Origin of the sequence: Methanoculleus methanifontis (assembly GCF_030464365.1) — an archaeon.
In the GTDB taxonomy this organism is placed as follows: Archaea; Halobacteriota; Methanomicrobia; order Methanomicrobiales; family Methanoculleaceae; genus Methanoculleus; species Methanoculleus methanifontis.
The window spans coordinates 101,676-127,889 of the sequence record NZ_VCYI01000004.1; the positions used below are offsets into that span (position 1 = coordinate 101,676).

At 61.8% G+C, this 26,214-nt stretch carries 27 protein-coding genes; 14 read left to right on the forward strand and 13 right to left on the reverse strand.

Going from position 1 to position 26,214, the window contains the following annotated elements; all coding sequences use genetic code 11:
- The first annotated feature begins 769 nt into the window (after positions 1-769).
- From FGW20_RS04305 to FGW20_RS04330, 6 genes are all read left to right on the forward strand, one after another.
- Positions 770-1,372 (forward strand): DUF5806 family protein, encoded by a 603-nt coding sequence (locus FGW20_RS04305; protein ID WP_301676859.1) that lies wholly within the window; start codon positions 770-772, stop codon positions 1,370-1,372.
- On the forward strand, positions 1,369-2,124 hold the full coding sequence (mobB, locus tag FGW20_RS04310; protein ID WP_301676860.1) for a molybdopterin-guanine dinucleotide biosynthesis protein B: 756 nt from the start codon (positions 1,369-1,371) through the stop codon (positions 2,122-2,124). Before FGW20_RS04305 ends, mobB begins: the two co-directional genes overlap by 4 nt.
- Positions 2,125-2,128: 4 nt before the next feature.
- The gene (gene glmM / locus FGW20_RS04315) at positions 2,129-3,499 is read left to right on the forward strand and encodes a phosphoglucosamine mutase (protein WP_301676861.1); all 1,371 of its coding nucleotides are present in this window, start codon (positions 2,129-2,131) and stop codon (positions 3,497-3,499) included.
- Positions 3,496-3,648, forward strand: coding sequence for a hypothetical protein (locus tag FGW20_RS04320; protein ID WP_301676862.1), 153 nt, complete (start codon positions 3,496-3,498; stop codon positions 3,646-3,648). The genes glmM and FGW20_RS04320 overlap by 4 nt, the downstream gene beginning before the upstream one ends.
- Positions 3,649-4,112: 464 nt before the next feature.
- On the forward strand, positions 4,113-7,676 hold the full coding sequence (locus FGW20_RS04325; RefSeq protein WP_301676863.1) for a hypothetical protein: 3,564 nt from the start codon (positions 4,113-4,115) through the stop codon (positions 7,674-7,676).
- Positions 7,673-7,960, forward strand: a complete 288-nt coding sequence (locus FGW20_RS04330) for an acylphosphatase (protein WP_301676864.1) — start codon at positions 7,673-7,675, stop codon at positions 7,958-7,960. Before FGW20_RS04325 ends, FGW20_RS04330 begins: the two co-directional genes overlap by 4 nt.
- Here FGW20_RS04330 and cas1 read toward each other — a convergent pair.
- A complete protein-coding gene (gene cas1, locus FGW20_RS04335; protein ID WP_301676865.1) occupies positions 7,942-8,877 on the reverse strand; it encodes a CRISPR-associated endonuclease Cas1 in 936 nt (311 codons plus the stop codon). The genes FGW20_RS04330 and cas1 overlap by 19 nt on opposite strands.
- A gap of 401 nt (positions 8,878-9,278) precedes the next feature.
- On the opposite strand from cas1, the gene FGW20_RS04340 reads away from it, so the two are divergent.
- Genes FGW20_RS04340 through FGW20_RS04350 form a run of 3 tightly spaced genes read left to right on the forward strand, consistent with a single transcriptional unit; the run spans position 9,279 to position 12,300 of the window.
- Positions 9,279-10,568, forward strand: coding sequence for a phenylacetate--CoA ligase family protein (locus FGW20_RS04340; RefSeq protein ID WP_301676866.1), 1,290 nt, complete (start codon positions 9,279-9,281; stop codon positions 10,566-10,568).
- Entirely contained in the window at positions 10,568-11,869 is a 1,302-nt protein-coding gene (locus FGW20_RS04345) for a phenylacetate--CoA ligase family protein (protein ID WP_301676867.1), read from the forward strand. Before FGW20_RS04340 ends, FGW20_RS04345 begins: the two co-directional genes overlap by 1 nt.
- Positions 11,869-12,300, forward strand: a complete 432-nt coding sequence (locus tag FGW20_RS04350; protein WP_301676868.1) for an ACT domain-containing protein — start codon at positions 11,869-11,871, stop codon at positions 12,298-12,300. The genes FGW20_RS04345 and FGW20_RS04350 overlap by 1 nt, the downstream gene beginning before the upstream one ends.
- A 6-nt stretch (positions 12,301-12,306) precedes the next feature.
- Here FGW20_RS04350 and FGW20_RS04355 read toward each other — a convergent pair whose 3' ends face one another.
- From FGW20_RS04355 to hxlA, 4 genes are all read right to left on the reverse strand, one after another.
- On the reverse strand, positions 12,307-12,672 hold the full coding sequence (locus FGW20_RS04355; RefSeq protein ID WP_301676869.1) for a P-II family nitrogen regulator: 366 nt from the start codon (positions 12,670-12,672) through the stop codon (positions 12,307-12,309).
- Positions 12,669-13,400 carry a DUF1538 domain-containing protein gene (locus FGW20_RS04360; protein ID WP_301676870.1) on the reverse strand — a complete coding sequence of 244 codons (732 nt, stop codon included), beginning with the start codon at positions 13,398-13,400 and terminating at the stop codon, positions 12,669-12,671. The genes FGW20_RS04355 and FGW20_RS04360 overlap by 4 nt, the downstream gene beginning before the upstream one ends.
- A complete protein-coding gene (locus FGW20_RS04365) occupies positions 13,397-14,089 on the reverse strand; it encodes a DUF1538 domain-containing protein (protein WP_301676871.1) in 693 nt (230 codons plus the stop codon). Before FGW20_RS04365 ends, FGW20_RS04360 begins: the two co-directional genes overlap by 4 nt.
- A gap of 71 nt (positions 14,090-14,160) precedes the next feature.
- Entirely contained in the window at positions 14,161-15,450 is a 1,290-nt protein-coding gene (gene hxlA, locus FGW20_RS04370) for a 3-hexulose-6-phosphate synthase (RefSeq protein WP_301676872.1), read from the reverse strand.
- A 101-nt stretch (positions 15,451-15,551) separates the two neighbouring features.
- Between hxlA and FGW20_RS04375 the strand changes: the two genes are divergently transcribed.
- Complete coding sequence (locus tag FGW20_RS04375) at positions 15,552-16,514, forward strand: TIGR03557 family F420-dependent LLM class oxidoreductase (RefSeq protein WP_301676873.1); 963 nt, start codon at positions 15,552-15,554, stop codon at positions 16,512-16,514.
- 554 nt (positions 16,515-17,068) lie between these two features.
- Here FGW20_RS04375 and FGW20_RS04380 read toward each other — a convergent pair.
- Positions 17,069-17,407 carry a P-II family nitrogen regulator gene (locus FGW20_RS04380; RefSeq protein ID WP_301676875.1) on the reverse strand — a complete coding sequence of 113 codons (339 nt, stop codon included), beginning with the start codon at positions 17,405-17,407 and terminating at the stop codon, positions 17,069-17,071.
- A gap of 10 nt (positions 17,408-17,417) precedes the next feature.
- A complete protein-coding gene (locus FGW20_RS04385; protein ID WP_301676876.1) occupies positions 17,418-18,611 on the reverse strand; it encodes an ammonium transporter in 1,194 nt (397 codons plus the stop codon).
- Between the two features lie 143 nt (positions 18,612-18,754).
- On the opposite strand from FGW20_RS04385, the gene FGW20_RS04390 reads away from it, so the two are divergent.
- Positions 18,755-19,303 (forward strand): DUF2115 domain-containing protein, encoded by a 549-nt coding sequence (locus FGW20_RS04390; protein ID WP_067075153.1) that lies wholly within the window; start codon positions 18,755-18,757, stop codon positions 19,301-19,303.
- Positions 19,304-19,343: 40 nt separating this feature from the next.
- Here FGW20_RS04390 and FGW20_RS04395 read toward each other — a convergent pair whose 3' ends face one another.
- From FGW20_RS04395 to cobT, 5 genes are all read right to left on the reverse strand, one after another.
- The gene (locus FGW20_RS04395; protein WP_301676877.1) at positions 19,344-19,874 is read right to left on the reverse strand and encodes a nitroreductase family protein; all 531 of its coding nucleotides are present in this window, start codon (positions 19,872-19,874) and stop codon (positions 19,344-19,346) included.
- A 76-nt stretch (positions 19,875-19,950) separates the two neighbouring features.
- On the reverse strand, positions 19,951-21,153 hold the full coding sequence (locus tag FGW20_RS04400) for a TraB/GumN family protein (RefSeq protein WP_301676878.1): 1,203 nt from the start codon (positions 21,151-21,153) through the stop codon (positions 19,951-19,953).
- On the reverse strand, positions 21,146-21,688 hold the full coding sequence (locus tag FGW20_RS04405; protein WP_301676879.1) for a YkgJ family cysteine cluster protein: 543 nt from the start codon (positions 21,686-21,688) through the stop codon (positions 21,146-21,148). The genes FGW20_RS04400 and FGW20_RS04405 overlap by 8 nt, the downstream gene beginning before the upstream one ends.
- Positions 21,676-22,230, reverse strand: a complete 555-nt coding sequence (locus FGW20_RS04410; protein ID WP_301676880.1) for a GMP synthase subunit A — start codon at positions 22,228-22,230, stop codon at positions 21,676-21,678. The genes FGW20_RS04405 and FGW20_RS04410 overlap by 13 nt, the downstream gene beginning before the upstream one ends.
- 38 nt (positions 22,231-22,268) lie before the next feature.
- The gene (cobT, locus tag FGW20_RS04415; protein WP_301676881.1) at positions 22,269-23,285 is read right to left on the reverse strand and encodes a nicotinate mononucleotide-dependent phosphoribosyltransferase CobT; all 1,017 of its coding nucleotides are present in this window, start codon (positions 23,283-23,285) and stop codon (positions 22,269-22,271) included.
- A 495-nt stretch (positions 23,286-23,780) separates the two neighbouring features.
- Between cobT and FGW20_RS04420 the strand changes: the two genes are divergently transcribed.
- From FGW20_RS04420 to FGW20_RS04430, 3 genes are read left to right on the forward strand one after another with little or no spacing between them, the layout of a single operon-like run.
- A complete protein-coding gene (locus FGW20_RS04420) occupies positions 23,781-24,224 on the forward strand; it encodes a phosphatidylglycerophosphatase A (protein ID WP_301676882.1) in 444 nt (147 codons plus the stop codon).
- On the forward strand, positions 24,221-24,931 hold the full coding sequence (cobS, locus tag FGW20_RS04425) for an adenosylcobinamide-GDP ribazoletransferase (protein ID WP_301676883.1): 711 nt from the start codon (positions 24,221-24,223) through the stop codon (positions 24,929-24,931). The genes FGW20_RS04420 and cobS overlap by 4 nt, the downstream gene beginning before the upstream one ends.
- 40 nt (positions 24,932-24,971) lie before the next feature.
- Entirely contained in the window at positions 24,972-25,847 is an 876-nt protein-coding gene (locus FGW20_RS04430) for a ferredoxin-like domain-containing protein (RefSeq protein ID WP_437178572.1), read from the forward strand.
- 24 nt (positions 25,848-25,871) lie between these two features.
- Here FGW20_RS04430 and FGW20_RS04435 read toward each other — a convergent pair whose 3' ends face one another.
- Positions 25,872-26,174: a hypothetical protein gene (locus FGW20_RS04435; RefSeq protein ID WP_301676885.1), complete on the reverse strand. Its 303-nt coding sequence runs from the start codon at positions 26,172-26,174 to the stop codon at positions 25,872-25,874.
- Positions 26,175-26,214: the final 40 nt, after the last annotated feature.

Sequence of the window (26,214 nt, forward strand, 5' to 3'; positions counted from 1 at the left end):
TCAGCGCTCAAAATTGCGATACGAGGGCACCGGATCCCGATGACCCGGCGTAGAATACCAGGGCCACAGCACACCCGGGAGAAAAGGCAAGGCAGAGACCCTCCAGCAAGCGTTTCATACAACCGGGTATTTATCCGAACCCAGCTCTCATCGGAACATCGCACCCACGAGATCAGGCAACTCAAACGCTACACCTTGTGGGAAAGTCGTCTTTCGCGGCTTCGCGCTCTTCGCGTGAGACCTTATCACCACCTTATCACCACCTTATCACCACCTTATCACCACCTTATCACCACCTTATCACCACCTTATCACCACCTTATCACCACCTTATCACCACCTCACGCTAAAGGCGGCCAGAAATCCGCCAGGTCACGAAAGGGAACCGATGATTGGACCTCCTCAAAAATTTGAACCTGATTCGGGCGTCTTCACCCAGTTGCCTAAAGGAATGCCGTTCCCGACGATCGATACCGCCTTTGAAGCCCAATACAATTTCAACCGCCCGATCGATGCCGGCCCCCCAAGCGGCGATTATTGCACTCCAAACGGAGCGCCACGCCACCTACATCACCGACTTACCCCCCCAACACCTGGGAGCAAAGAGGCACACATAAACCCCATAATGCTATATAGTGAAAGGAGGCGATCGTGACGCCGGCAGCACCTACACAGCAATCCGATCCCGGCGGCGCATCCGGTTTCTTTTGAACCACCGCCGTTCAACCAGCCTTATTGAAATAGCAAAACCAACAAGAAGGTAGGTAAAATGGAAGATCCTGACAGCATCAAAGACCCGAACAAGTACCAGAAATTCAAGAAGGTGGATGGCGCCACCTACCAGCGGGTCAACCAGTTCCTGCGCAAACACACCCACATCACCGCACGTGAATGGGCCATAGCACGGCTCTGCGCAGACTTCAAGACCACCAGCGGCTCGGAGATGACGTTCATCGGTGAGAACCTTCCCGAACTCTGCCCGTTCATGGTTGACTCCTACTCGCCGCAGGCGGTCAACCAGGCACGGAGCTCGTTCAAGAAGAAGGTGAAGAAAGCCGGAGCCACGTTCTTTTACGGGGCCATGTGCGGCTTTTTCACCGCGGAGGAACTCGACGAGATCCTCTTTGAGGCGAGCGAAGTCGCCCGGTTCTTGCTAGAGGTAGAAGGAACGAGCCTGAACCTCGACGACGAGATCGACGTCGAGGACAGAATCACGGAGGTGATGCGGGGCGTGGCCGAGGCTGCTTCGGTCATCCTAAAGGCCAGGCCCGGCCAAGAGGATGTGACCCCGGAAGTCGAGAGCCAGGAAGTAGAAGAACCAGGAGAAGAACCGGAAGTACACGATCAAGAAGAAGGAGAGGAAGAAGTATGAAGATCATACAGGTCGTCGGCCGTTCGAACGCCGGGAAGACCACGTTCATAAAGAACCTGATCGGGGCGCTTTCCAGACATGGGGGCGTCGGAGCAGTCAAACATCTGGGGCACCACGGCTTTTCGCTTGAGCCCGGCAAGGATACCACCGCGTATTATGAATCGCATGCCGCTATATCCGGTGGTGTCGATGAAGAGAAATCGGTCATCGTCAGGCGCGAGAACGATCTTAACCCTACCCTGGAGGCCCTCTGCAACGCCGGGATCGAGTATGCTATACTCGAGGGATTCAAGTCGAGATCGTTCCCGAGGATCGTGATCGGCGATCTCGATAGCGAGAACGTCGTGCTCCGCAACCCCACCATCGAGGAGGTGATCGCCGCACTCGACCGATTCGAAGACTACTATACCGTCGAGGGGCTGGTCAGGGAACTGAAGCGCGAGTGCGACATCTCGCACGCCGGGGCCATCCTCACGTTCAACGGAATCGTCAGGGAATGGTCGGGGGACGACCGGACCGAATACATGGATTTCAACGAGACCGTCGACGCCGTGGCGGAGAACATCCGGAAAGAGATGGAAACCGTCCCGGGAATCATCGGCGCCCGGTTCTACCACCGGAAAGGGCGCCTCTATGCTGGAGAGGATATAACATATCTTGCTATACTTGCGGAACACCGGCAGGAGGCGTTCGCCGCCGCCGCCAACGCAATTGACAGGCTAAAACGAGAACTACACGACGTGGAGAAGTGATGGGATGCGAAATGGAAAACAGATGTTTGGAACGAACGGCGTGCGGGGTGTGATCGGAGAGACGATGTCGCCGGCCCTCGTCCTCAAGATCGGCGCAGCGCTCGGATCGATGAGGAGAGGCACCATCGCAGTCGGCAGAGACACGCGAACATCCGGCGAAGCCCTGACCCATGCCCTCAAGGCCGGACTCCTGATGACGGGGTGCGACGTGGTGGACATGGGCGTCCTCCCCACCCCGGCCCTGCAGTACATCATCAAGACCAACCGGTTTGGCGGCGGCGCGATGATCACCGCATCCCACAACCCGCCCGAGTATAACGGCGTGAAGATCGTCGAGGCCGACGGTACCGAGATGTCCGATGAGGAGATCATCCGGCTCGAAGGCCGGTTCTTTGCAGAGGAGTTCGATGTGGTCGAGTGGGACGGTGTCGGCAAGGAGAGCGCCGCACCCGTCCGGCTGGAGGAGTACATCGAGGCCGTCGTGAACCACTTCCCGGAAGGCATCGGCAAGGGCATGACCGTCGTCGTCGACCCCGGCTCCGGGCCCGCAGCGCTCACGACCCCGATCATCCTCTCGAGGATGGGGTGCCGGGTCCATACCATCAACGGCAGGCTCGACGGCACCTTCCCGGGCCGGATGCCTGAACCGACACCCGAAGGATTGCAGCCCCTCTCGGAGATGGTTCTCGCTACGGGCGCCGACTTCGGGGTGGCACACGACGGCGACGCCGACCGGGCGGTCTTCGTCGACACCAAAGGACGCTATATAGAAGAGAACTACGAGTTCGGTCTCATCGAGGACTATGTCTGCGGTAGGAACGGCAGCGGGCTCGTCGTCACCCCGGTCGCTACCTCCAGGTTGATCAGGGATATTGCGGAGAAACACAACTGCACCGTCGACTACACAGCCGTAGGGAGCATTTACGTTGCGAGAAGGATGATCGAACTGATCGGCGAGGGCAGGAACGTCTCGTTCGGGGGCGAAGGAAACGGCGGGCTGATATATCCCGACCACCAGTTCTGCCGGGACGGGGGCATGACCGCCGCCATGATGGTGGCGGTGCTCGCGAGCCATCAGAACAGAAAACTCTCGGATATCGTCGACGAACTCCCCGCGTATCACCTGGTCAAGGAGAAATACCACACTGGCGACCCGTCCGCGCTGGTCCGCACCGTCGAAGAGGCATTCGCGGGAGAGACCGTCGAGAAGATCGACGGCATCAAGATCATCAGGGACAACGTCTGGGCGCTGGTGCGGGCATCGGGCACGGAACCGATGATCAGGATCATGATCGAGGCAAAAGACCCGGCCGTCGCGGACGCCATGTACCGGGAGATTATGATGGTTGCGATGGACGGGACGCCCAGAGCATGAGCACCGCAGGTGCGAAGTGCGATGGACGGGACGCCCAGAGCATGAGCACCGCAGGTGCGAAGTGCGATGGACGGGACGCCCAGAGCATGAGCACCGCAGGTGCGAAGTGCGATGGACGGGACGCGACCGGCCGAAGGGCGGGAGCATGAGAAAACGCGAAGCGTTTCGAGTTGCGACGGTTCAGTAGAAACGACTGCAGTAGGACAGGAGTTCGAGCACCGTCAGGCGCGAAAGAGAGTCATACATATAACCGAACTTTGCCTCCTTCGCGGCTCGCAGACAGGTTATGAGAGACAACGCGGCCTCACGCGAAAGACGCGAAGCCGCGAAGTGCGAAGGACAACACCCTTTGGGCCAGAGCACGAGCACCAGGTGCACGCGGTCTGTCTGGCACGATCGCCTCACCGCGCCCGACCCCTCACCGCAGGATCGGCACCCCCATAGAGCAGTTCTGCCCGGGGTGCTCGGGATGACCGTTATCCTCTACCTAATCCCCGATATTTTTGAGGAACACTCCAATTCCGTTGAAAAACATTCTTGTGAGAGGAGGGCAATCTATATATCTGATAATAGACATGCATGATGCAGAACCCACGGGAGAGCGCTGATCAAAATGGATGGAAAACTACAGATAAAACAGAAGATCAACTCCGCTATCTCTTCTGGTGATCTGCGTGAGCTTGAAAAGGTGGTTTCGGACATATCAGAGACCCAGACGAGGAAGGAGAAGCGATCACTCTACGAGCAGATGAATGCCGCCCTGGTCGAAGCGGCGTTTAACGAAGGCCAACCGGAACTCTTAAGCCAGCTCGTCGAACTGACCAGAGAAGAGATATTCGACCTCACCAAACGCACCGCCGCTGTCTATAGCGAGAAAAAAGACGCACCATGGTTCTCGGCGATATTCACCCTTGTCGATAAACTCGACCGCAAAAGCCATCAATCCGATATCCTCGCCAGGATCTCCCGTGACCTGGTCCAGGCCGGGGTCGATACCGGCGACATCCACTACATCGAAAAAGCTGGAGAGGCCTTCGATAAGATCAGCATCCGCAAATACCGTTCAGCAATCCTCTCGGAGATCATCCCGCTCTTCATCCAATACGGACAGAAGCATCAGAACGTCGACATCATGCAATATGCCCTCCAGATGCTTCCCGAAATCGGCGACATATCGCGGCAATCGCAACTCCACGCCGACGTGGCCCGGGCAATCGCCGGAGCGGGGATCGAATCCGGCGACATTAACCTCGTGATCAGCGGGCTTTCAAGCGCCACGGAGATCAACCAGAAGATCCGGCGCACCAACTCGATCGCCGACATCGTGGAAGCTGCCTGGAAATCCTCTCTGAAGAAGGAGATCTCTGATATCGAACGGGCCCTCGACTCTCTCCCGGATATCCCCGAAGAGCGGCTCACGGAGGTTCTCGCAATCCTGACCGAGCAGCTCCTCGACCGCCAGCGGGACAAGAAACAGGTATACACCAAACTGCTCAGGATCGACGACGAAAAACCGTGGGCAGGCCAGACCCTCGTCCTCGAACTCCTGAAGAAAGCCGAGCGGAGCGGGGAGCGCTGGTTCCTCGAGAAGGCATTCGAGTTCAACGCCCGGGGCGCAGAGACCCAACTCCCCATCGAAGAGATCGTCCTCTCCGGGATCGCGGTCGTTGAGAAGAGCGGCAACCCGACCATCCTCCTCGACATCACACCGCTGATCGACGAGTCCTGCGATGCTGCGAAAGCGGCTCAACTCTACCGGCAGATCACCGACGCACTCTCCCGAATGGGGGACTTCTATCACGCAATCGAGGTGATGAAAAAAGCCAGCAGCAGTGCGCAGAGGATAAACGCCCAATTTTTCGATACCAGTGTCCGCCTGATCAAGGAGGGTGTCCGGCGCGACGAGATCGGGCTCGTCCGCGAGAACATCCTCGCCACACTGGATATCGATATCGCCGATTCGCTGGTTCACCAGGCGGTGACCGACTTCTGCAAGGAGTACGACTTTGACGAGGTCGTCAGGCACATACCGGCCATAAAGGAACTCGCGGGCTCGCACCGCACACAGGACACCCTGCTTCTCGAGTGCAACACCATCCTGATCGAGCGGGGGTTCGTCCGCCAGAAGGAGCCGTCGGCGCTCGTTGATCTGGTGAGCCAGATTGGAGAACAAGACCTGCGCGAGCAGGCAATCTCAACCATCGCAGTCGAGATGGCAAGGATCGGCGTCGCCCGAAAAGACCGGGATCTCCTCCGGCACGCGACCGGACTCACCTGCGAGATCATGGATCAGCGAGCGCGGGCCGAAGCGATGGGAGGCATCGTCGATCAGGCTGCCGTGCTCGCAGTCGAGGACGGTGACCTCGACCTGCTCCACGGGATGCGGGTTCTCTCCACGTCCCTCTTAGAGCAGGACTACTGCCTTTTTGCGATGGGCAAGGTCGTTCACGGCCTGATCATGTACGGGATCGAACAACTCTCGCTCCAGGCGCTGGACGAGGCGGCCCAGATCCTCTCCCAGATTGCCGACCCGTCCCTGCAGCGGCAACTGGCCGATCCCCTCGTCGAAGGCTACGTCCGGGTCGGGAGCCTGCAGGTGGCAGACCAGATCTCCCGGGGGAAGGCGCAGATCTTCGACGGCATGATGGAGCCGTTCGAGATCGCGCTCGACCTCCTCAAGGCCAGCACCCCGCACGAGGAGATATCGATCAAGATAGCAAGTTACGTCGATATCATGCTCGAGTACACGCAGGTCTACGCAAGCCCGATCTTTGCGGCGCCCATGTCGTTCCTCTCCCTGGAGATCGACGGGGAGTACGAGCGGACCGCCATGATCCAGCGGATCCTCACGTTCTTCACCGACTACACGAAAGAGTTCGACTCGGCCGATCCCTATGAGGTGACGGCGTATCTGCTCGAGGGGATCGAAGGAGGTGCAGCAGCGCAGCCGGTGCTCGAACTGATGTACCGGCTCCTCGAGCACACCAGCGACGTCTATGCACGCTACACCGGGATGTACCGGATCGTGAGTGCCTACTCGGCTCTCGAAAACGTTGAGCAGGCCGAGACGATCATCCGGAGGCTCCACGAGACCATCGGCGATCTCTCCGACCCATCCGTCCGCGCGATCATGCTCTCCGACCTCGCCGGACTCATGGCCGGGATCGATCACGATGCAGCCAGGGAGTATCTTGCCGAGGCGCAGAAGACGCTTGATGACATAGGGATCGAGCGGGAGGCATTCGTCAGGAAGAACCTGATCTATGCCGCAAGGAACCTCAGTGCTGTAAGCCGGCAGGAGAAGGACGTCGAATGGGCTATGGGACAGGTCGGCAGGATCGAGGATCCGGTCGAGTACGTGGACGCTCTCGCGGCGGTCTTCGACATGGTCAGCGAACCTGCACAGAGAAAAGAGATTCTCTCGTCGATGTGTCACACTGTCGTGAACATCCCCTCTCCCTACGTCCGGCTCTCGATGCTCTTTGACGTGGCGCAGTTCGCCGAGACGTACGGTGACGAAGAGGAGATCGAGGAACTGCTAAACGGCATGGAGAGAACGGCCGGTTACATCCAGATCCCGTTCATCACCGCCATGACGCAACAGCGGATGGCCCAGATGCTCTTCTCGTTCTACCGGGCGAGCGGGAAACCTGCCGCCCGAGAGCGTGCCGCCGATATCGTCTCCACCATCGATGACGACAGGATCCGGTACAACCTGACGGTCCAGCTCGAGCAGACTATGCCTCAGTCCTGGAAGAACACGGTCTATGCCAGGATCCTCGACTGCCGGGACAAGATCCGGAACAGCGAGTACACCACAAAGGACATGGTCACGCTCGATCGGGCGATACGTGCGGCGCCCGACAGAGCGAAGCGGGCAGCCTACTACACGGAACTCTACCTCATCGCCCGGGGCGCGGGGCAGCAGGAGGTTGCGGACAGGATGCTGCTCTGCGCGCTCGAAGAGGCACGGATCATCAGGCCGCTCTCACGCCGGGCGTTCGTGCTCGGCGACATGGCGTGCCGGATCTATGCGGAGCGTTACGAAGACCGGTCAAGGGAGATCCTCGATCTGGCCGTGAGCGAGGCGCTCAACATCCGCGACTCGACGATCCGGGACGAGGTCTACGACGAGCTGGATATGTCCATGCGGATCATCCAGGAGCACTGGCTGTGAAGACGATCGAGATCCGGGTTTCAGGAAGAGTGCAGGGCGTCGGGTTCCGCGCATGCATCAAGAGGATCGCCACCAACCTCGGCGTCGGCGGCGAGGCAATGAATCTCCCCGACGGGCGGGTGCTCATCACCGCAACCGCCGACCCGGTCATTCTCGACAAGTTTGTCTCTATGCTGTACGGGTGCCCCCGGGTCGTCATCAGAGAACTCGTCCAGCAGGAGATCTCTCACGCCCCTTACCCCGAGTTCACCATCCAGCGGGGCAGTTACCAGTACAGCACGTGAAACTCGGCGTTTGCAAGGAGCGCATCCCGCACAATGCGCACCTGCGCGTCGATACGGTCCTGATCGATGGAGTCACGGAGCGCCGCGGCCAGCCGGGCCGAGATATCGCTACCCAGATAGCACCTCTTTTCGCTGCATTCGTAATCCCCGCTTTTGATCTCTTCGCGGGCAAACCGGATGACGGTGCGATCCACCATCGAGGCTTTCTGCGGTTCGATGAGGTCGTGGATGAAACTCCCCGCCCCTTCATGAAGCATGCCGAGGTCGGGATCGAGGTGCGCCCCGACCACCGAGACGCAACAGTTGCCGTAAAGCATCGCGTATCCGAGCGAGAACATGGCATTGACGGGATCGAGGTACGGGCGGCTCGTCCTGCGGCGGAACCCGAGTTCCGGCGGGAGTGCGCGGGAGAGGATCTCGTAGTACATATCGGCGGTCAGGCGGGAGAGCCGCCGCAGATTCTCCATCGTGACCGAGGCCGAGAGTTCCTCCCGGGCCTGGTGGAGGAAGTCGAGTTCTCCGGCGTAGAAGATGTCGTGTCCCGTGTGGGTGTAGAGTTCCTCGATGAGAAGGAGCCTCGACTGGAGGGCGGCCCGCGCGAGCGGCTGCGCGAACCGGTGGGGGCCGGCCCGCTCCTGGGAGAGGCGCACCGCCCCGTCTGGCCGGTAGCCGTAGGGGTAGAGGTACCCGACGGGTGTACCGTCGATATCGAAGATGGTGATGGCAGCGCCGGCTTTGAGGAGATTTGTCACCGCCGAGGTGTGCAGGGTATGCCCGCCGACGATAAGGAGATGTTTCACCGCCTGTATGGGATAACGCCGGGTATTGCTCCCGCGCGCGATGATTAACTCCTGTGTCGTCGCCTTGATGTGCCCCCCGTAGCCGAAGATGGGGAGCCAGGGTTCCGTCGCTGTCATCCAATCACTCTGGAAAGGAGTATTGGGCGGTTTTTGGTGATTAATGCATCGAATCTCCCGGATACAGAGAGAATGCAATATCAGGGTAAGGGTGGCAGAGCAGCCGGGCGGCCACCTGTGCCGCCGCCGTCCGGTGCGGGTGCCTGAGGGGGCTGCTCGGGAGACGTTTCGGGGAGAAAACACCCTGACGGCACAGGACAGTGGAGCCGGAGCAGTGGACTGTCACGGCGTGACACGCCACGCATTGACAAACCTTTTCCGCACCGCCGGCTCATATAACGGTAAAGTATGCCCGACGGCCTGCCGGAGCGGGACCGTCAGGGGTATCGCAACTAGATACCGGGCAATATAGCCGGAATGGAGCACGATCTCTCCAACCGGCGAACAACCGATGGGATACTATGTTCTGGAATAGAGAGATGGAGACGATCCGGCCTGACGAACTCGCGGATCTGCAACTGAAGCGGCTGAAATGGTCGCTAGCCCAGGCACAGAAAGTAGGGCTGTACCAGAGAAAACTGAAAGATGCCAGCGTCTCGCCTGACGACATCAGGACGCTCGACGACGTGGAGAAACTCCCCTTTACCTACAAAAAGGAGCTCCAGGCGGGATACCCGTTCGGCCTCTTCGCGGTTCCCTTGAAAGAGATCGTCCGAATTCACACCACCTCCGGCACGACGGGCAAGCCGACCGTTGTCGGCTACACCCGGCAGGACCTGGATAACTGGTCGGAACTGATCGCACGGAACATGATGATGATAGGTCTTTCCGAGGACGACGTCTTTCAGAACGCGGTTAACTACGGCCTCTTCACCGGCGGCCTCGGGTTCCACTACGGCGCCGAGAAGATCGGGATGACCGTGATCCCGAGCGCGACCGGAAACACCCGCCGCCAGATCGAGATGATCGAGGACTTCGGGGTGACTGCCATCCACTGCACGCCAAGTTATGCCCTTCACCTCGCCGAGGTGGCCGAGTCGATGGGAAAGACGCTGGATACCCTGAAAACGGGGATATTCGGGGCCGAACCCTGGTCGGAGAGCATGCGGGCAGAGCTCGAACGGCGTCTCGGGGTGAAGGCCTACGACAGTTACGGGCTCTCGGAGATGTACGGTCCCGGCGTAGCGTTCGAGTGCCCGGAGAGGGACGGGCTTCACATCTGGCACGATTCCTACCTTGTCGAGATCATCGATCCGGAGAGTGGCGAGCGGCTCGCTCCCGGGGAGCGCGGCGAACTCGTCATCACACCGCTCGTCAAAAACGCCCTGCCGCTCGTCCGCTACCGCACCGGCGACGTGACCCGGCTGATGGATGACGGGTGCGTCTGCGGGCGCGGGCAGAAGATCGAGCGGATAACGGGCCGGAGCGACGATATGCTGGTCATCCGGGGGATCAACGTCTTCCCGTCACAGATCGAGCACGTGCTGCGGGCTCTCCCGGAGGTCGGGGGGCAGTTCATCGTATATATTGATCGCGTCAAACATCTGGATGAGATGACTATCGAGGTAGAGATGAGCAGGGCAGGGTTCTCCGGCGAACTCCAGGATCTCGCTCGCATGCAGAAGAAGATCTCCGGCGAACTCCACAATACGCTCGGCCTTCGGACCGCGGTGAAACTGGTGGAGCCCGGAACGCTCCCCCGGTTCGAAGGGAAAGCGAAGCGGGTGATCGACCGCCGGGGGGCGATCTGATGGCTTCGTGGAACCCGCGGACGGAAGAGATGCCGCTCGATGAGCTGCGGCGGCTCCAGTTCAAACTCTTGAAATCCCTGGTATATCGGCTCTACAGTTTCAACGAGTTCTACCGGCGCCGGATGAAGGAGCACCAGGTCCATCCCGACGACATCAGGACACTTGAGGATGTCGCGAAACTCCCGTTCATGTACAAGAGCGACCTGCGGGACGGCTACCCGGACAAGATCTTCACCGCCGAACGGAATGAACTGGTCAGGTACCACGTCTCCTCCGGGACGACGGGAAAACCGACGGTCGTTGGCTACACGGAGCGTGATATCGAGAACTGGAGCGAGTCGCTCGCGCGGGCGTTCTCCTCCTGCGGCCTCGGGCGGGGCGACGTTATGCAGGTGAGTTACGGCTACGGCCTCTTCACCGGCGGCCTCGGCGCCCACTACGGTGCCGAACGGGTCGGCGCGACCGTTCTTCCGACGAGCGTCGGGAACACCGAGCGGCAGATCGAACTCATGCAGGATCTCCACGTCACTGCCATCGCCTGCACCCCCTCCTACCTCCTCCACATGGGAGAGGTGGCGGAGAAGATGGGCATCTCGATCAAGAACGACACCGATCTTCGCATGGGCTTCCTCGGCGCCGAACCCTGGTCGGAGCAGATGCGGGGCAGGATCGAGGACTGGCTCGGGATCCGCGCCTACGACATATACGGGACGAGCGAACTCTCCGGCCCGATGTTCACCGAGTGCGCCGAACAGCAGGGGATCCACATCTGGGGCGACCTCGCTCTCATTGAGATCATCGATCCCGCGACCGGCGAGGTGCTCGGGCCCGGCGAACAGGGCGAGCTGACGATCACCATGCTGCAGAAAGAGGCGCTTCCCATGGTCAGGTACCGGATCGGCGACCTCACGGCAATCGAGGAAGGAACCTGCGCCTGCGGGCGGACCCATCCGCGTATCGGCCGGATCCGCGGGAGGGTGGACGATATGCTGATCGTCCGGGGCATCAACGTCTTCCCGTCGCAGGTGGAGCACGCGCTGCTCGAGATCCCCGAGGTCGGCAGGCATTTCCAGATCGTCGTCGACCGCAAAGGTGCGCTCGACTCCATGCTCGTGCGGGTGGAGGTGAGCGAGGAGGCGTTCTCCGACAAGATCACCGAACTGATGGTGATCAAGAAGGCCGTGGAACACCGCCTGCGGAGCTCGCTAAACGTGGGCGTGGATGTCGAACTGGTCGAACCGGGAACTCTTCCGCGGTTCGAAGGCAAATCGAAGAAGGTTGTTGACAGGAGGTCATTATAATGGAGAAATCGTATATCGTCAAACAAATCTCCATCTTTTCGGAGAATCGCCCGGGGCGTCTCGCGGCTATCGCCGGCGCGCTGCGGGATGCGGGGATCAACATATTTGCGTTCAGTATCGCCGAAGCGGACGGGTTCGGTGTCGTTCGCGCGCTCGTCGACCGGCCGGAGGACGCATACCAGACGCTGACCGAACTCGGGTTCCGCGTCTCGTTCACCGACGTCATCGGTGTGAAGATGCGCGACGAGCCCGGCGGCCTCTCGGAGATCGCGTCGATCCTCGGGGACGCCGGGATCAACATCGAGTACGCCTACGCCTACTCGGGAAAAGATGCGGCCGTCCTGATCCTGCGCGTGGATCTGGTCGAGGACGCCGTCCGGCAGATCCTCGCCCGCGGCGGGGAACTCCTCAAGGCATCCCTCTCCCGGTAACCCGGATCACACAGGGGCCCGGGGCGCTCCCGGGCCCTCGGCCTCGTCCTTGCGGAACATGTGGACCCTTCCCGCGATGCGCCTGATCGGGAGGACGAACGCAAGGCCCATCCCGGGCTGGTCCAGTTCTGCGGCGGCGACGATTGCATCGAGCACCGCATCCGTCCGGTCGGCGGCAACGGCCGTTAAGATGATCTCTTTCTCGGGTTCGATGGCGATCCCGAGAAGCGTCTTTACCTCATGAATACCGGTTCCACGGCCGAGGAGAATGGTTCCTCCTTCAGCCCCGGCACCGCGGGCCGCCGCGAGCACCGGCTCGGACCAGCCCCGTTTTACGATCGTGATGATCAGTTCGTTACCGTAATCGTTCATGTATCTTCACCTCGTGTTCTCCGGTAGAGGACGCCGAGCATCAGCACCGAGAGGATGGGTGCAAGCGCAATCAGCGCGATCAGCCCGAACCCGTCCACGACGGGGTTGCGGCCCTCGATCCCCGCCGCAACCCCGACGGCAAGGGAGAGGAGGAAAGTGACCGCCATCGGGCCGGTGGCGACACTCCCCGAGTCGAACGCTATCCCGACAAACTCCTTATCGGTGAAGAGAAGAAGGACGATGACCAGGAGGTAGCCGGGGATAAGGAGCCACAGTAGCGGGATACCATAAACAAGGCGGCCCATCCCGAGCGATACGGAGACGGCGACCGCAAGAGAGAGGGTATAGAGGATCAGGGACTCCCCGATGTAACCGCTCGACGACTCCTCGACCTGATAGCCGAGAACTCTGACTGCAGGCTCCGCATAGGTAGCGAGAAAACCGAGGAAGAACCCGAACGGGATGAGCAGCCATCGCTGGTCGAACGCGGCTAAGGCCTCACCGATCTCCCTGCCCGCCGGGAGGAACGCGACGTTGACGCCCTGGAGAAAGAGAACCATGCCGAGAGACGCGAGCAGGATGCCTTTGGCGAGGTTCACGACGTAGACTCGCGGAAGTTTCAGGTAGAGCACCTGGAAAACCGAAAAGAAGATGACCAGGGGAAGGAGTGCCTGGACAACCTCGAGGGCAACCTGGCCGATCCCGGCGAGAAACGCCGCTGCGATCATGCGTAGACCAACCCCATTACCATAACGCCGAGGATGGGGGCGATCGAGGCGAGCCCGATCAACCCGAACCCGTCTGTGAGAGCCGAACGTCCGGCAAGAACCGCACTGACACCGGTTCCGAGCGCCAGGATGATCGGGATCGTCAGGAGCCCGGTGGTAATCCCCCCCGCATCAACAGCGACCGCGAGAAACTCAGGCGATGAGAACGGCGCAAGGAGGAGGATTGCACCATACCCCACGACGAAGAGATACGCGAGAGGAAACCCGAAGATGATGCGGAGGACTGCAACGGTGATGACAAAACCCACACTGACCGCGATCGCGAGGAGCAGGGGGCCCGAGGGGATACCGGCTCCGGGCACGGCATCAAGCATCTCGGTGAGGACACGGAGGTTCGGCTCCGCCACGATCGTCAGGAACCCAAAGAGGAACGAGCCTGCGACGACCAGCAGGAGCGAGCCCCGGGCGGGCAGTTCCGAACCTATCGCCTCGCCGACGGGCAGAAGGCCCGCCTTGACACCGGAGAGGAAGAGCGCTATCCCGAGGATCACCATACCGCTTCCGAGCAGGAAGAGGAGGAGATCGGAAGGCGGAACCCGGAGAAGGACGATCTTGAAGATGGTGATGACGAGGATGATGGGGAGAACTGCCCGAAGAACCTCAAAGACCGACTCCCTGATATCCTGCATCACCTTACCGTTCCTCCCCGGTGATCAGGTATTCTGTCGTAAGCAGAAATAAAAGCGGCGCTTGCCCCCGATCAGTGCCGTTTCTCCCATTTCAGGAGTTCGGAGACCTCCGAGAGCGTCCGGCCGCGCCGGATCTCCTCGCGGATCCGCTCTTCGTTCTTCTTGACCTCCATCGCCCGGCGTGCGACCTCGTAAGCGCGCTCCCGGGGGACCACCACGACCCCGCTCTCGTCGGCGACGATCCAGTCGCCCGGCCGCACCTCCTGTCCGCAGCAGGCGACCTCGGTGTTGATCTCCCCGAGACCCTTGGGCTCCCCGGCATTCGGGACGGTTGCCGTGGCAAAGACCGGGAACTTCATCTCCCGGATATCATCCACGTCCCGCACCGCTCCGTCGATCACGATACCCACGACCCCGCGGTTCTCCGCGGAGTGGGTGGCAAGTTCGCCCCAGGGGGCGACGTCCGTCCTCCCTTCGTTTCGGACGACGAGGACGTCTCCCGGCCCGGCGACGTCGATCGCCTCAACAGGTTTTGCCCAGTCGCCGGCGAGGGTCCGGACGGTCACCGCCCGGCCGACCGCCTTTACCCTGCCGCAGATGGAGACGACCCCTGCCATTGCGCCCTTCCGGTGCATGGCATCGGTGACGTTCAGTGCGGAGACCGCTTCGAAGAGGCGGCGGATAGCTGCGTCCTGGCTCTCTTCCTCCCGCGGCCGGATCTCGGGCTGGTCGATGGCCTCCCGGACCCGCCGCGCCGCGCCGGTCACGTCGGCGGCCTTGACGATGTTTCCTCCCACGATGACGATCGAGGCACCGGCGGCGACCGCCTCGGATGCGGTCTCTGCATCGAGCCCGCCCGCAACGGCGACGGGCGTGCCCACTTCCCCGGCAAGGCGGCGGAGGAGGTCGAGCGACGACCTGCCGATCATCTGCTGGTCGATACCGACATGGGCATTGATGTAGTCGACGCCGAGCGCGGCAAGTTCCCGCGACCGGGAGACGGGGTCGGCGACGTTGATGAGATCGGCCATGAGCCGGACGCCGTACTTGCGGGCGGAGCGCACCGCCTCGACGATCACGGCATCGTCGGCGTCGGCGAGGATGCAGACGACACCGGCGCCGGACTTCGCCGCCATCTCCACCTCGACCGCCCCGGTATCGGCGATCTTCATGTCCGCGACGATCTCGTGGCCGGGGAAGCGTTCCCGGAGCGTCCGCACGGCCTGCATCCCCTCGCTCTTGATCAGGGGCGTCCCGACCTCAATCCAGTCCGCACCGCCACGGACTGCCTCATCTGCGATCTCAACCGCACGATCGAGCTCGAGAAGATCGAGCGCCACCTGGAGAGTAGGCGTTGCCATGCAGTACAGTATGGCGGGGTTCTATTTATCTGGTGCCGGGCCGGGGAAACCTATATGACGTGAGATGCTTGAGATGGTCGCCGGCATGGATGTGATGACGGATGGTCAAAATCGGTTATAAACTGGCGTGCGAGGAGCACGGCCCACTGGAACTCGTCTGCAACGCCCGCCAGGCGGAAGATGCCGGCTTTGCGTTTGCCATGATATCGGATCACTATCACCCCTGGACGAGTAAGCAGGGGCAGAGCCCATTTGTCTGGAGCGTCATCGGCGGCATCTCGCAGGTGACGGCGGATCTCCCGCTGGTGACGGGCGTCACCTGCCCGACGATACGGATTCACCCCGGCATCATCGCCCAGGCCGCCGCAACCGCCGCCATGATGATGCCGGGGCGGTTTGCCCTTGGCCTCGGGTCGGGGGAGAACCTCAACGAGCACGTCTTTGGCGACCGCTGGCCTCCGGCGCCGGTCAGGATCGAGATGCTCGAGGAGGCGGTAGAAGTTATCCGGCTGCTCTGGAAGGGGGGGATGCAGGACTACTACGGCGCCTTCTACACGCTCGAGAACACGCAGGTCTTCTCGCTCCCGGAGGAACTCCCCCCGATCTACATCGCGTCGGAAGGCCCGATCAGCGCGTCCATGGCCGCGCGGGTCGGTGACGGGTTCATCAACCCGGGCAGCAACGCCGAGGAGAACCTCATCATCTTCCGCGACTCGGGGGGTGGCGATAAACCGGCATACATCGAGGCGTCGGTCTGCTGGGCCCAGACCGAGGAGGAAGGGCAGAGGACGGCTTACGAGCAGTGGCCGATTCCTGCAAACACCGGGGAACTCAACCGGCTCCTCCCCACGCCGACCCACTACGAGCAGGCGGCGAAGATGGTGACGCCGGAGGACGTGGCGGAGCACGTCGTCTGCGGCCCAGACCCGGAGGCGCATATCAAGAAGATCGAGGAGAGCATCGGGAAGGGGTTCGACCACGTCTGCATCCACCAGATCGGGCAGCAGCAGCGGGAGTTCATGGAGTTTTACGCGAAGGAGGTTCTGCCGCATTTTGGGAAATGACGGCGCTACAGAAGAGGGTTTTGGAGGCACAAACCCGGGCGAGGGCAAGCCGCGGTAGGCGGAAAACACCAGTGATTGTGGGTCTTGCCAAGTAAAACCTACAAATGAGGAGAGATCCCAGTGCAGTGGACCGTGGGGCTACGCACCTTCGGTGCTCAAACTCCTGCCGTTCCAGCAGTCGTTCCCCGCCCCGGGGGCGGGGGCAGTCATGGCGATATCCCCACGGTCCACTGCACCGGGACTTTTCCCTCGCTTTTTTCGCATTTTGGCTGTCGCCACTCGCATCTGGCAGCGTTTGTACTCCTATCTTTCGACCCGTTAGATCTCCATATGCCGTTCTTCGGAGTATCGCCTGCCCAATGCACGGATTTCAAGGGGATATCGCCCTTGGGGGTGGGGCTGACGGGGAGGGGGGAGCATCCCCCCTCCCCTGTCTCCAGCCCATAATTGTGATGCTACGCTCACATGTGACAGCAGGCGGAACGTCCTGATCTTAAACATTCTATGCCACTAACCACCCCCGGGCAAAAACCCCCAGACCAGCCCAAAAAAAGTTACAATTCCTCCGGCTCCTCCTGATCCGTCCGCACCCGGCAGATGCTCTCGACCGGCAGGACGAAGATCCTGCCGTCGCCCGGCCTGCCGGTCCGGCCGTTCGCCCGGACGATCCCGACGATCCGCTCGACATCGCCGTCCCTGACGACCATCTCGATCTTCACCTTCGGGATGAGTTCGACCGGCACCGTCTTTCCCCTGAACCGGAGGGCGATGCCCTTCTGCGCCCCCCGCCCCATCACCTCGCTCACGGTCATCCCGTAGATGCCGTCGGCCTCGAGCGCCGCCCTCACGGTGTAGAACATCTCGGGCCTGATGACTGCAGTAACCATCTTCATCCGCACCACCTCACACCCGCACGGACTCGCCGTGCTGGGCGATGTCCAGTCCAACATACTCTTCCTCCTCGGTGACCCGCAAGCCCATCGCTACATCGACGACCTTTGCGATGACGTAGGTCACGCCGAACGAGTAGGCCACGACGACGGCCACATCCACGGCCTGGATGAGGAGCTGGCCCGAGTTCCCGTAGAACAGGCCGTCAATGCCCCCGATAGCCGCGGCCGCAAAGATCCCGGTTGCGAGAGCGCCGAAGATGCCGCCCACGCCGTGGATCGCCCACGCATCGAGGCTCTCGTCGAGTCCCTCACGAACCCGGAAGAGCAGGGCACCGTAGCAGACGAGACCGGCAGCGGCCCCGATGGGAATCGCGGCCATGGGTGTGACGAACCCGGCCGCCGGCGTGATGGCTACGAGCCCGGAAATCGCCCCGCTGATGATCCCGACCGATCCGGGTCTGCCGCGAACCCAGGCGGCACAGAGCCAGGCGAGAGCCCCGGAAGCGGCGGCGATGTTCGTTGCTACGAACGCGTTTGCCGCAAGGCCGTCCGCGGCGAGAGCGCTCCCGGCGTTGAACCCAAACCACCCGAACCAGAGGAGCGCCCCGCCGAGGAGGACCATCGGGATGTTGTTCGGTTCCATGCCGTGGCCGCCGAACCCGAGACGCTTCCCGATGACGAGCGCGAGCGCCAGCGCCGAGAACCCGGAGCTGATGTGAACGACCGTGCCGCCGGCGAAGTCGAGCGCACCGAGTTGCGCCGCCCATCCGCCGCCCCACGCCCAGTGGGCAAGCGGGTCGTAGACCAGCGTCGTCCAGAGGAGGCCGAAGACGACGAACGAACTGATCTTTATCCGCTCCGCAACCCCGGATGTCACGATTGCAAGCGTGAGGCCCGCAAAGACCATCTGGAAGGCCATGAAGAGCAGATCCGGAATACCGTCGCCCTCCATCCCGACACCCTGCAGGAAGGCGTACTCCAAGCCCCCGATCAGCCCGTTGATGTCGGCGCCGAAGGAGAGGCTGTAGCCGCAGACGACCCACTGGATGCTGACGAGGGCGAATGCGATGAACGCCAGCGCAAGCATGGAGATGAAGTTCTTCCGCCGCACGAGCCCGCCATAGAAGAGCCCCACTCCCGGGGTCATCAGCATGACCAGTGCCGTACAGACAAGGATAAACGCCGTGGCGCCGGAATCAATCATAGTCCGGCTCCCGGCTCACCCACAAAGTGTTCTCGCCATTCATCGGAAGGAAGTTTCCTTCTTACAAATATAAATTTTTCTGTTTGTGTGCGCAACGGAAGGACTGATGCATCTGGAGGTACAGATCATATCTGCGTGATGCGATGAGCACGAAGGGCGATGTCCGGCAGGTCTGCGCCCGCCTGCGGTCGGCGAAGACCCAAAGGGAACTCGCGAAGATCCTCTACCATGCGGTATCAGGCTACTCGCTCTTCGACCTCCAGGAGATGCGGGGGAGGGTGGAGCGCGACCTCCGATCAGTTCCCGCCGGATACCGGCGACGCCTCTACCCCAGCGCGATGGAGCAGATCTTCGAGACGCACCACACCCTCATCGTCGCTGGCCGCCGCGGAGATCCGGGAGACGGGGAGAGGCTGCTCCCGGGCGAGTTCCAGGACTTCTGCGACATGGTCGAGGAGACATGCCTTCGCGGAGGCGAGGAGGAGCGGCACCTCGAACTCCTCTACTTCCTCCTTGCCGCCTTCAACATCTTCGTCCTCGACCGCCCCGCTCACCCCGTGGGCACGCCGTTTCCCGGCGGGTTCGAGGTCGAGGTCAGGAACGGGGAATACCTCTGCCCGGTCAGGGAGAAGGCCGACGACGTCGAGAACGCCCTCTGCCCCTACTGCCCGGCAAAGCAGAGCGACGGATGAAGAAGGCGCAGCAAAAAAAAGAGATCTCCGATATACGGTTTTATTCTTCTTCCTCGTAACGCTCGAAGAACGTGACCTCGTCGGGGACTTTTTTCTCCTTGATCTGGATTTCCTCGGGGTATCCTGCAGGCACGAGCGAGACAAGCGTGTACTCCTCCGGGACGTTGAGGAGTTTCCGGACATCCTCGGCATAGTCCTTCTTCTCCCCCGCAACCCAGCAGGTTCCGACACCCCACGCCTGGAGCGCGAGGAGGAGCTGCATCGTCGCCGCACAGCAGTCTTCGAGGTAGTATTTCGCATCCCGCTTCCCGAAGACGGCGAAACAGATGGGCGCATCGGCGATGAACCTGGCGTTCTCGGCGAGATCGGCAATCGCCTTCAACGTATCGCAGTTCTGGATCGTCCCGAAGAGCCAGGGCTGCTCGTTTCGCGCGGTCGGGGCAAGCCGTGCGCAGTCGAGGGCGTCTTTTACAATCTTATCCTCGATAGGGCTGTCCTTGTACTTCCGCACGCTGTGCCTGCTCCGTATCACGGTGACACCGAGATTAACCGTTCCACCAATCGGACTCATGCAACGATGGTGGGCACTCCTGGCCTAAATACCTTGGGGAAATGGAGGAAGGAAGGACTCCGGCAGAAAGGCCGGCCTAGAAGAGGCCCCGTATCATCTCCACCATGTTCGAGAACCCCTCGACGATGACCACGGTCGGATCGATCCCGAGGACCGGGAAGATGAAGAGGAAGTAGATGATTGTCCCGAGCGTGCTCCCGACGTTCGCGAGAGCTGCAACCAGCACCACGCGGAAGAGCGGGATCCGCCGCATCTCTGCAAGAGTCTCCGCCTCGATGATCTGCCGGAATTCTCCGGCGGCGGGCTTGCGTATCTTCGCCTCGACGATGGCGGCAAACCATCCCGCCGCAAGCAGGGGCAGGGGGTTGAGCGACGTCATCCAGGAGACCGCAAACGCCGTGGCGGCCGAGAGGGGATGCCCGCCGGCAACCAGGGTGAACACAGCACACAAAACCCCGTTGATCAGAACCCAGTAGAGGAGAGCGGTCAGCAGGACGTCGAGCCCCACGCCCGAGAAGGCTATCGCGGCGATCAGGAGGAGGAAGAGAATGGTGACGCCCACTCCGATGATCTTCGCCCACGGCAGGGTCTTCACCCCGGCGGTCAGAGTCGGGAGCGGCGGCAGCGTCTCCGGTGCGTCCAGATAGCGCTGCACACCCTGGATATGCCCGGCGCCGACGACGGCGAGCACCCGTTCGTACCGGCCGGTGAGCATCAGAACCTGGTGGGCCAGGTAGGCGTCCCGTTCATCGATCAGGGCCTGTGCGCCCCGGGGAGAGAACTTCCTGAACTCCTCCATGGCGGCGCTCACGACGTCCTGGTCCGTGAACTCGTCGACGTCGATCTTCTGCCCCTCGACACTCACGAGCGAATAGATCAGGGCTCCGATGAGTTTGATCTTCTCCCAGATACCCATCCGGCCCCAGAACCGGGCAAGTGTGATCCGGATATCCCGGTCGATGAGCGCCACGGGCTTCTGGTGCGCCTCGGCCTCCTCGACGGCGGCGAGCATCTCGGCACCGGGCTTCACGCCGGTTTCTGCGCCGATCCGCTGCTGGATGTAGGTGAGCACCCACTGAACGAGGAGCTGGCCGAAGTTCCCGCTTTTCAGGATCTCCCCCACCGAGGGTTCGGCCGCCTCCTCTCTGAGCGATATGAACCGTCCCCGGTCGAGCTCGACACCGACAATATCGGGCTGGAACTCCTCGATGACAGACCGAACCTCCTCGACACTCTTCTGCGAGACATGCGCCGTCCCGACAAGGCGGATCTCACCCATCGAGCACCTTCACGCCTTCGCTGTCGATCACAACGCGTTTCCCCGGCGGCACCGCCGCGTCATGGAAGACGGCGCGGATACCGGCTTCTTCTACCGCCTCGGCGGCCTGCCGCCTGCAGATATTGGCCGCCGCATCGTGCGCATCGCAGGGGGAGAGCGGCACACCGAGACCGGGGCACTCCGATACTGCGAGGTCGTCGTCCACCAGCATGAAGGGATAGGTGCGGCAGATCCAGGGGCGGTGAGCGTAGATCGAGCACCGCCCGTCCCGGAGGAAGATGCAGGCATCGGCCGTTCGCCTGAGACACCATGCAAGGGTGTACTCGGCGCCGTTCCCGGCATCGATAAAGTCGGGATAGGGCTCGGCAACCTCGTCCCAGACCATACCGGTCGCCGCCATGATTGCCCGGACCTCGGCCGGGCTCACCAGCACGAGGTTCGAGTCCTCCGCAACCCGCCGGCAGCAGGCGCCGCACCCTCTGCAACGAAATCCAATCGACCCGAGTTGAGCCGCAACGTCATCTACTCCGAGCATATCCTGTCAAAATTCTCAAAGAGAAGCCGTCCGTTGACGGTATGGCTGACCTCCGGGTGCCACTGGATGCCGTAGAGGTGTTCATCGGGAGATGCGATTGCTTCCACGCCGCAGATAGACGATCTGGCAAGCCGGACAAACCCTTCCGGCACAACCGAGACCTCATCCGCGTGCGATGCCCATACCTGTATCCGATCGGGGTAGCCCTGGAGAAGGGTGTTTTGTTCGAGGGTCTCGACCTCGACCGCACCGAACCCGCCGCTCGCACCCTGACGGATCGCGCCCCCGCGGGCTGTCGCCATGATATGCAGCCCAAGGCAGATGCCGAGAACAGGAAGACCGAGATCGAGGTATGCCGGAGCGACACCGGCGCGCTCAAGGGTCGGGCCGCCACCGAGGATGATGCCCCGGCAGCCCCGGGCGACCTCGGCCGGCGGCGTCTCGTTTGAGACCATCGTGGCCTCGATATCCATGTCACGGAGCGTTCGGAGGATCAGGTGGTTGAACTGTCCGTGATTGTTGACCACATAGAGTGGAAGCATTGCTTATAGATAGATGCAAAAAGGTAATAGTCCTTCCCTCAGGCGTACTTCTTGACGAAATCGAAGACTTTGCGGGAGATCTCTTCGGGCTCATGGCCCATGAGGTACGCGAGCGTCAGGGCCCCTCCGGCCCCCATCCCTTCCTTGACTTCGCCGATGCAGTAGCGGGCGAGCCCGACGTGCCCGAGCTCGGCGAAGTTCGGATCAACGTAGTACGCGGCGGTGCCGACGTCGGCAACCGACCGGACGAACCCGGCGGACGGATCGTCCCTGACGTAGACCGTCGTCGCAAGACCGGGCACCCGTCTTCCGAGCGCCTTCAGGACGGCCGCAACGGCAAGCATCTGGGTTCCGCCGGCAAACATGACTTCGCCGGAGTAGGCGCTCGCGATCCCTGCAGCGACCGGCATCATGGGGTCGCCCGCGGCACGGAGGATCTCGAGGGGCTCTCTTGCGCCCGTCGCGTCGACCCGGGCGAGCACTTCCCGGCAGACGGCGTCTTTCAGTCCAAGAGGGTTCTCTACAAACGCGCTACTGACCGAGGCGTCGTAGCCGAGCGCCCGCAGAACGCAGAGGGCGGTGGTCGTACCGCCGGGGACGCACTCCCCGAGCATCAATAAATCGCTGTACTGTGAGAGAAGCCTCCCAACCGCTTCGCCCCGCTCGAAGAGGGCTTCCGTCTGCGGCACCGCGTCCTCCGTCCGCGGATCGCCGCCGGGGCTCCCGTAGACGTCGATGCAGGGGACGGTTGGCGTATGGGCAAGCCCTGCGTTGATGATGACGGGGGCAAGCCCGGTCAGTTCCACCATCGACCGGGTGATGCTCGCGGGCGTCGGGCAGCCGGTGGGGGTGTTCGGCCGGGCCGGAACGCTCGTGATCGCGCCGGTCGTGACGAGCTCCGCATCCAGGTTTGGGGTGAGCAGGGTCTTTTCGGGGGTCGGCCCTGCGCCGGATATGCCGGGGACGGTGGAGAGCATGGTGTTACCGAGAACGAGCGCCAGCATCGGGCGCTTTGGCCTTATCCCCGGGTCTTCTGAGAGGAACGGGTTGGACATTGTGTACAGGATAGGTACCGTGAGGTAGAAGAGATTGCTGTCGGAGCGTGGGGGAGGAGTGTGGTGGTCGGGCGTGGGCGGGGAGGGGGGCGCAGTGGATGGGTGTGGGTTTCCACACATCGGAACTTCGCCGGTCGTGCCTACGGGGCTTAAACTCGGTTCCTACGGAACCTCGCCACTCGCACCTACAGGGCTTAAACTCGGTTCCTACGGAACCTCGCCACTCGCACCTACAGGGCTTAAACTCGGTTCCTACGGAACCTCGCCACTCGCACCTACAGGGCTTAAACTCGGTTCCTACGGAACCTCGCCACTCGAAAACGCTTCACGTTTTCTCGAGCTCCGGCCGCTCGCACCGTCCAGTGCGAGCGCCCATCGCCGTTCGCACCTCCGGTGCTCACGTTCGCTACGCTCACGCGTCGAAGACCTTCGGTCTTCTCCGAGCGTCGTTAATACCAAACCCAAAAATACCTCCCCAAACCAAATAATTCAACAATGTTCGAGATAGAGCGCAGATTGGAAGAGAAGGGCATCGTAAGGAGAGATATCGTCGCCTCCGCGATGGAACTCTACGTTCCCCACGGAATAGAGGCGGATGAGGCCGCGCGCAGGCTTGACGCAAAGATCGGGAAGGCGCTTGAGGATCCGAATATTTCATCGCTCCTCCTCGGTGCCCTCCTGCTCGAGGACGAACTCTACGTGAAGCGGAAAGACTCCGAGATCGCCGACGACCCGGTCTTCCTCCTCTCCGACGAGATCATCGGGATGGCCATCGCTGAGGTGATCGGGGGAACCTACGCGCGGTTCGAGTTCACCCGCTACGACCAGAAGAAGCCGGGGATCCTGGGCAAACTCGGACCGTTCCTCGACGACGCCGTCGCCGGGCTGATCGCCGGCTGCACGTCGCGCCTCTACAGCGAGTCGATGGGATCGATGTGAGATCAGTCCTCGCCCTCCTGCAGTTCTGCACCTCGCTCCCCCTCGGGAGACCGGTCGGCTTCGAGCACTTCGCCCGCCGCTCCTACCTCTACCCGCTCGCCGGGTACGTCATCGGCGGGATAGCGGCCGGTATCACCTGCTGGATAGCATCCCCCGTGGTGGGTGCGGCCGTCGCCGTCGCCGTGGTGCTTCTCCTCTCCGGGTGCAACCACTTCGACGGGCTGCTGGACTTCGGCGACGGGCTCATGGCCCACGGGAGCCGGGAAAAGAGAGTCACGGCCATGACCGACCGGACGACCGGGGCCGGAGCCGTTGCGGCGGGGATCATCGTCACACTTCTCTTGTTCGCCGGACTCCAGACCGCCGCGAACCTCCCGGCAGCCATCCTCATCGCCGAGGTCTGCGCGAAGATCGGGATGTCCTGGCTCACCACGCTCGGCACACCGTTCCGGGAGGGGATTCACTCCTACCTCCATGGGTTTGTAAAACCGTGGTTCGTCGTTCCGGCCATCCTGCTTGCGCTGCCCCTCTTCCTGTTGCCGGTGCCGCGGGCGAGTGTCGCGCTCGCCCTCGTAGCTACGGGCGTCATCACCGCACTGATGCTCGCCCTCGCCCGGCGGCTCTTCGGCGGCGTCAACGGCGACGTCGTCGGCGCCGCAAACGAGATCGTCCGGGCAGGAATCATACTCCTCCTCGTTCTCCCGTAATCACCTTTTTTATCCCGGCGACCGCTACTACTGTAGAATGATGCAGGACCATACCCTCTACTCCCGGGGAGGGATCATCACCGAGCGGGACGCGGACTATGCGACAGTACGGCTGCGGGTCCCGGCAGGAGTTCTCTCCGCGGCGCAGGTCAAGCAACTCGGAAAAATCAGCGAGAAGTACGGCGACGGTTCGCTCCACCTCACCATGCGCCAGACGGTGGAGATCCCGCACGTGAACCCCGACAACCTCGTAAAGATCGCAAAAGCCCTCGAGAAGAACGGGACGCCCATCGGGGCGGAGCAGAACGAAGTCGTCAACATCATGGCCTGTCCGGGCACGGAACGGTGCAAATACGCCAACTGCGAGACGATCGACCTCGCCCGGAAGATCGACGAGCGGGTATTCGGAAAGGAACTCCCGATACGGCTCCGCATCGCCATATCCGGCTGCACCTACATGTGCAACAGCCCGCTCTTAAACGACATCGGGATCATCGGCAGGATCCGGCCGTTGCGGGTTCCGGGGCTCTGCACGGGATGCGGCACCTGCGTGGAGTACTGCAAGCAGTGCGCCATAGCGCTGAAGAACGGTGTATCGGTTCTCGACGAGAGCAAATGCGTCCAGTGCGGCATCTGCATCCACTCCTGCCCCTACCACCTCCTGAAGTCCGAGTATGCGCACTACCAGATCACGGTCGGCGGCCGGCGCGGTGACTCTCCCGCCCCAGGAAGAGAACTCGTCACCGTCGAGACCGAAGAAGAGGTCATCGAAGTCATCGATCGCATCGTCTACTGGGTCTACCGGACCGCATGGAGCGGCCGGCCCCTCGCCGACCAGATGGACGAGATTGGATACGATAAGTTCGCAGAGGGGATTCGAAAAGAGTTTGGGCCCGAAGTCCCGGCAGCGGAGTAATAAAGGAGAGTTCAGCGCCGGGATCTAGCGGCCGTACATCGAAGAGAATCCTTCACCCGCGTCGTCCTCGCACTCGATAGCGGTGCCGTCCCGGACAAGGGTGTTGAACATCATGGCTGCATTTAGCAGGTTCTCGTCAGGGTTGCCACCCAACCGGACGCCGGAGAGCGCCTGGCGCTGCGGTGTCGGGATCGTCCGCCTGCCCACCCGGACGCCCGCACAGTGCCTGCAGTAACTACAGTGGGAGTGGACCGACACCTCGCGATCTGCGCATGCTACCGTCACCCGGTCACTCCCATCGTCACGGTGAAACTCAAGTATCTTCATGGTACGAGGAACGTAGATTTCCCGAGAATAAGATTCTGTC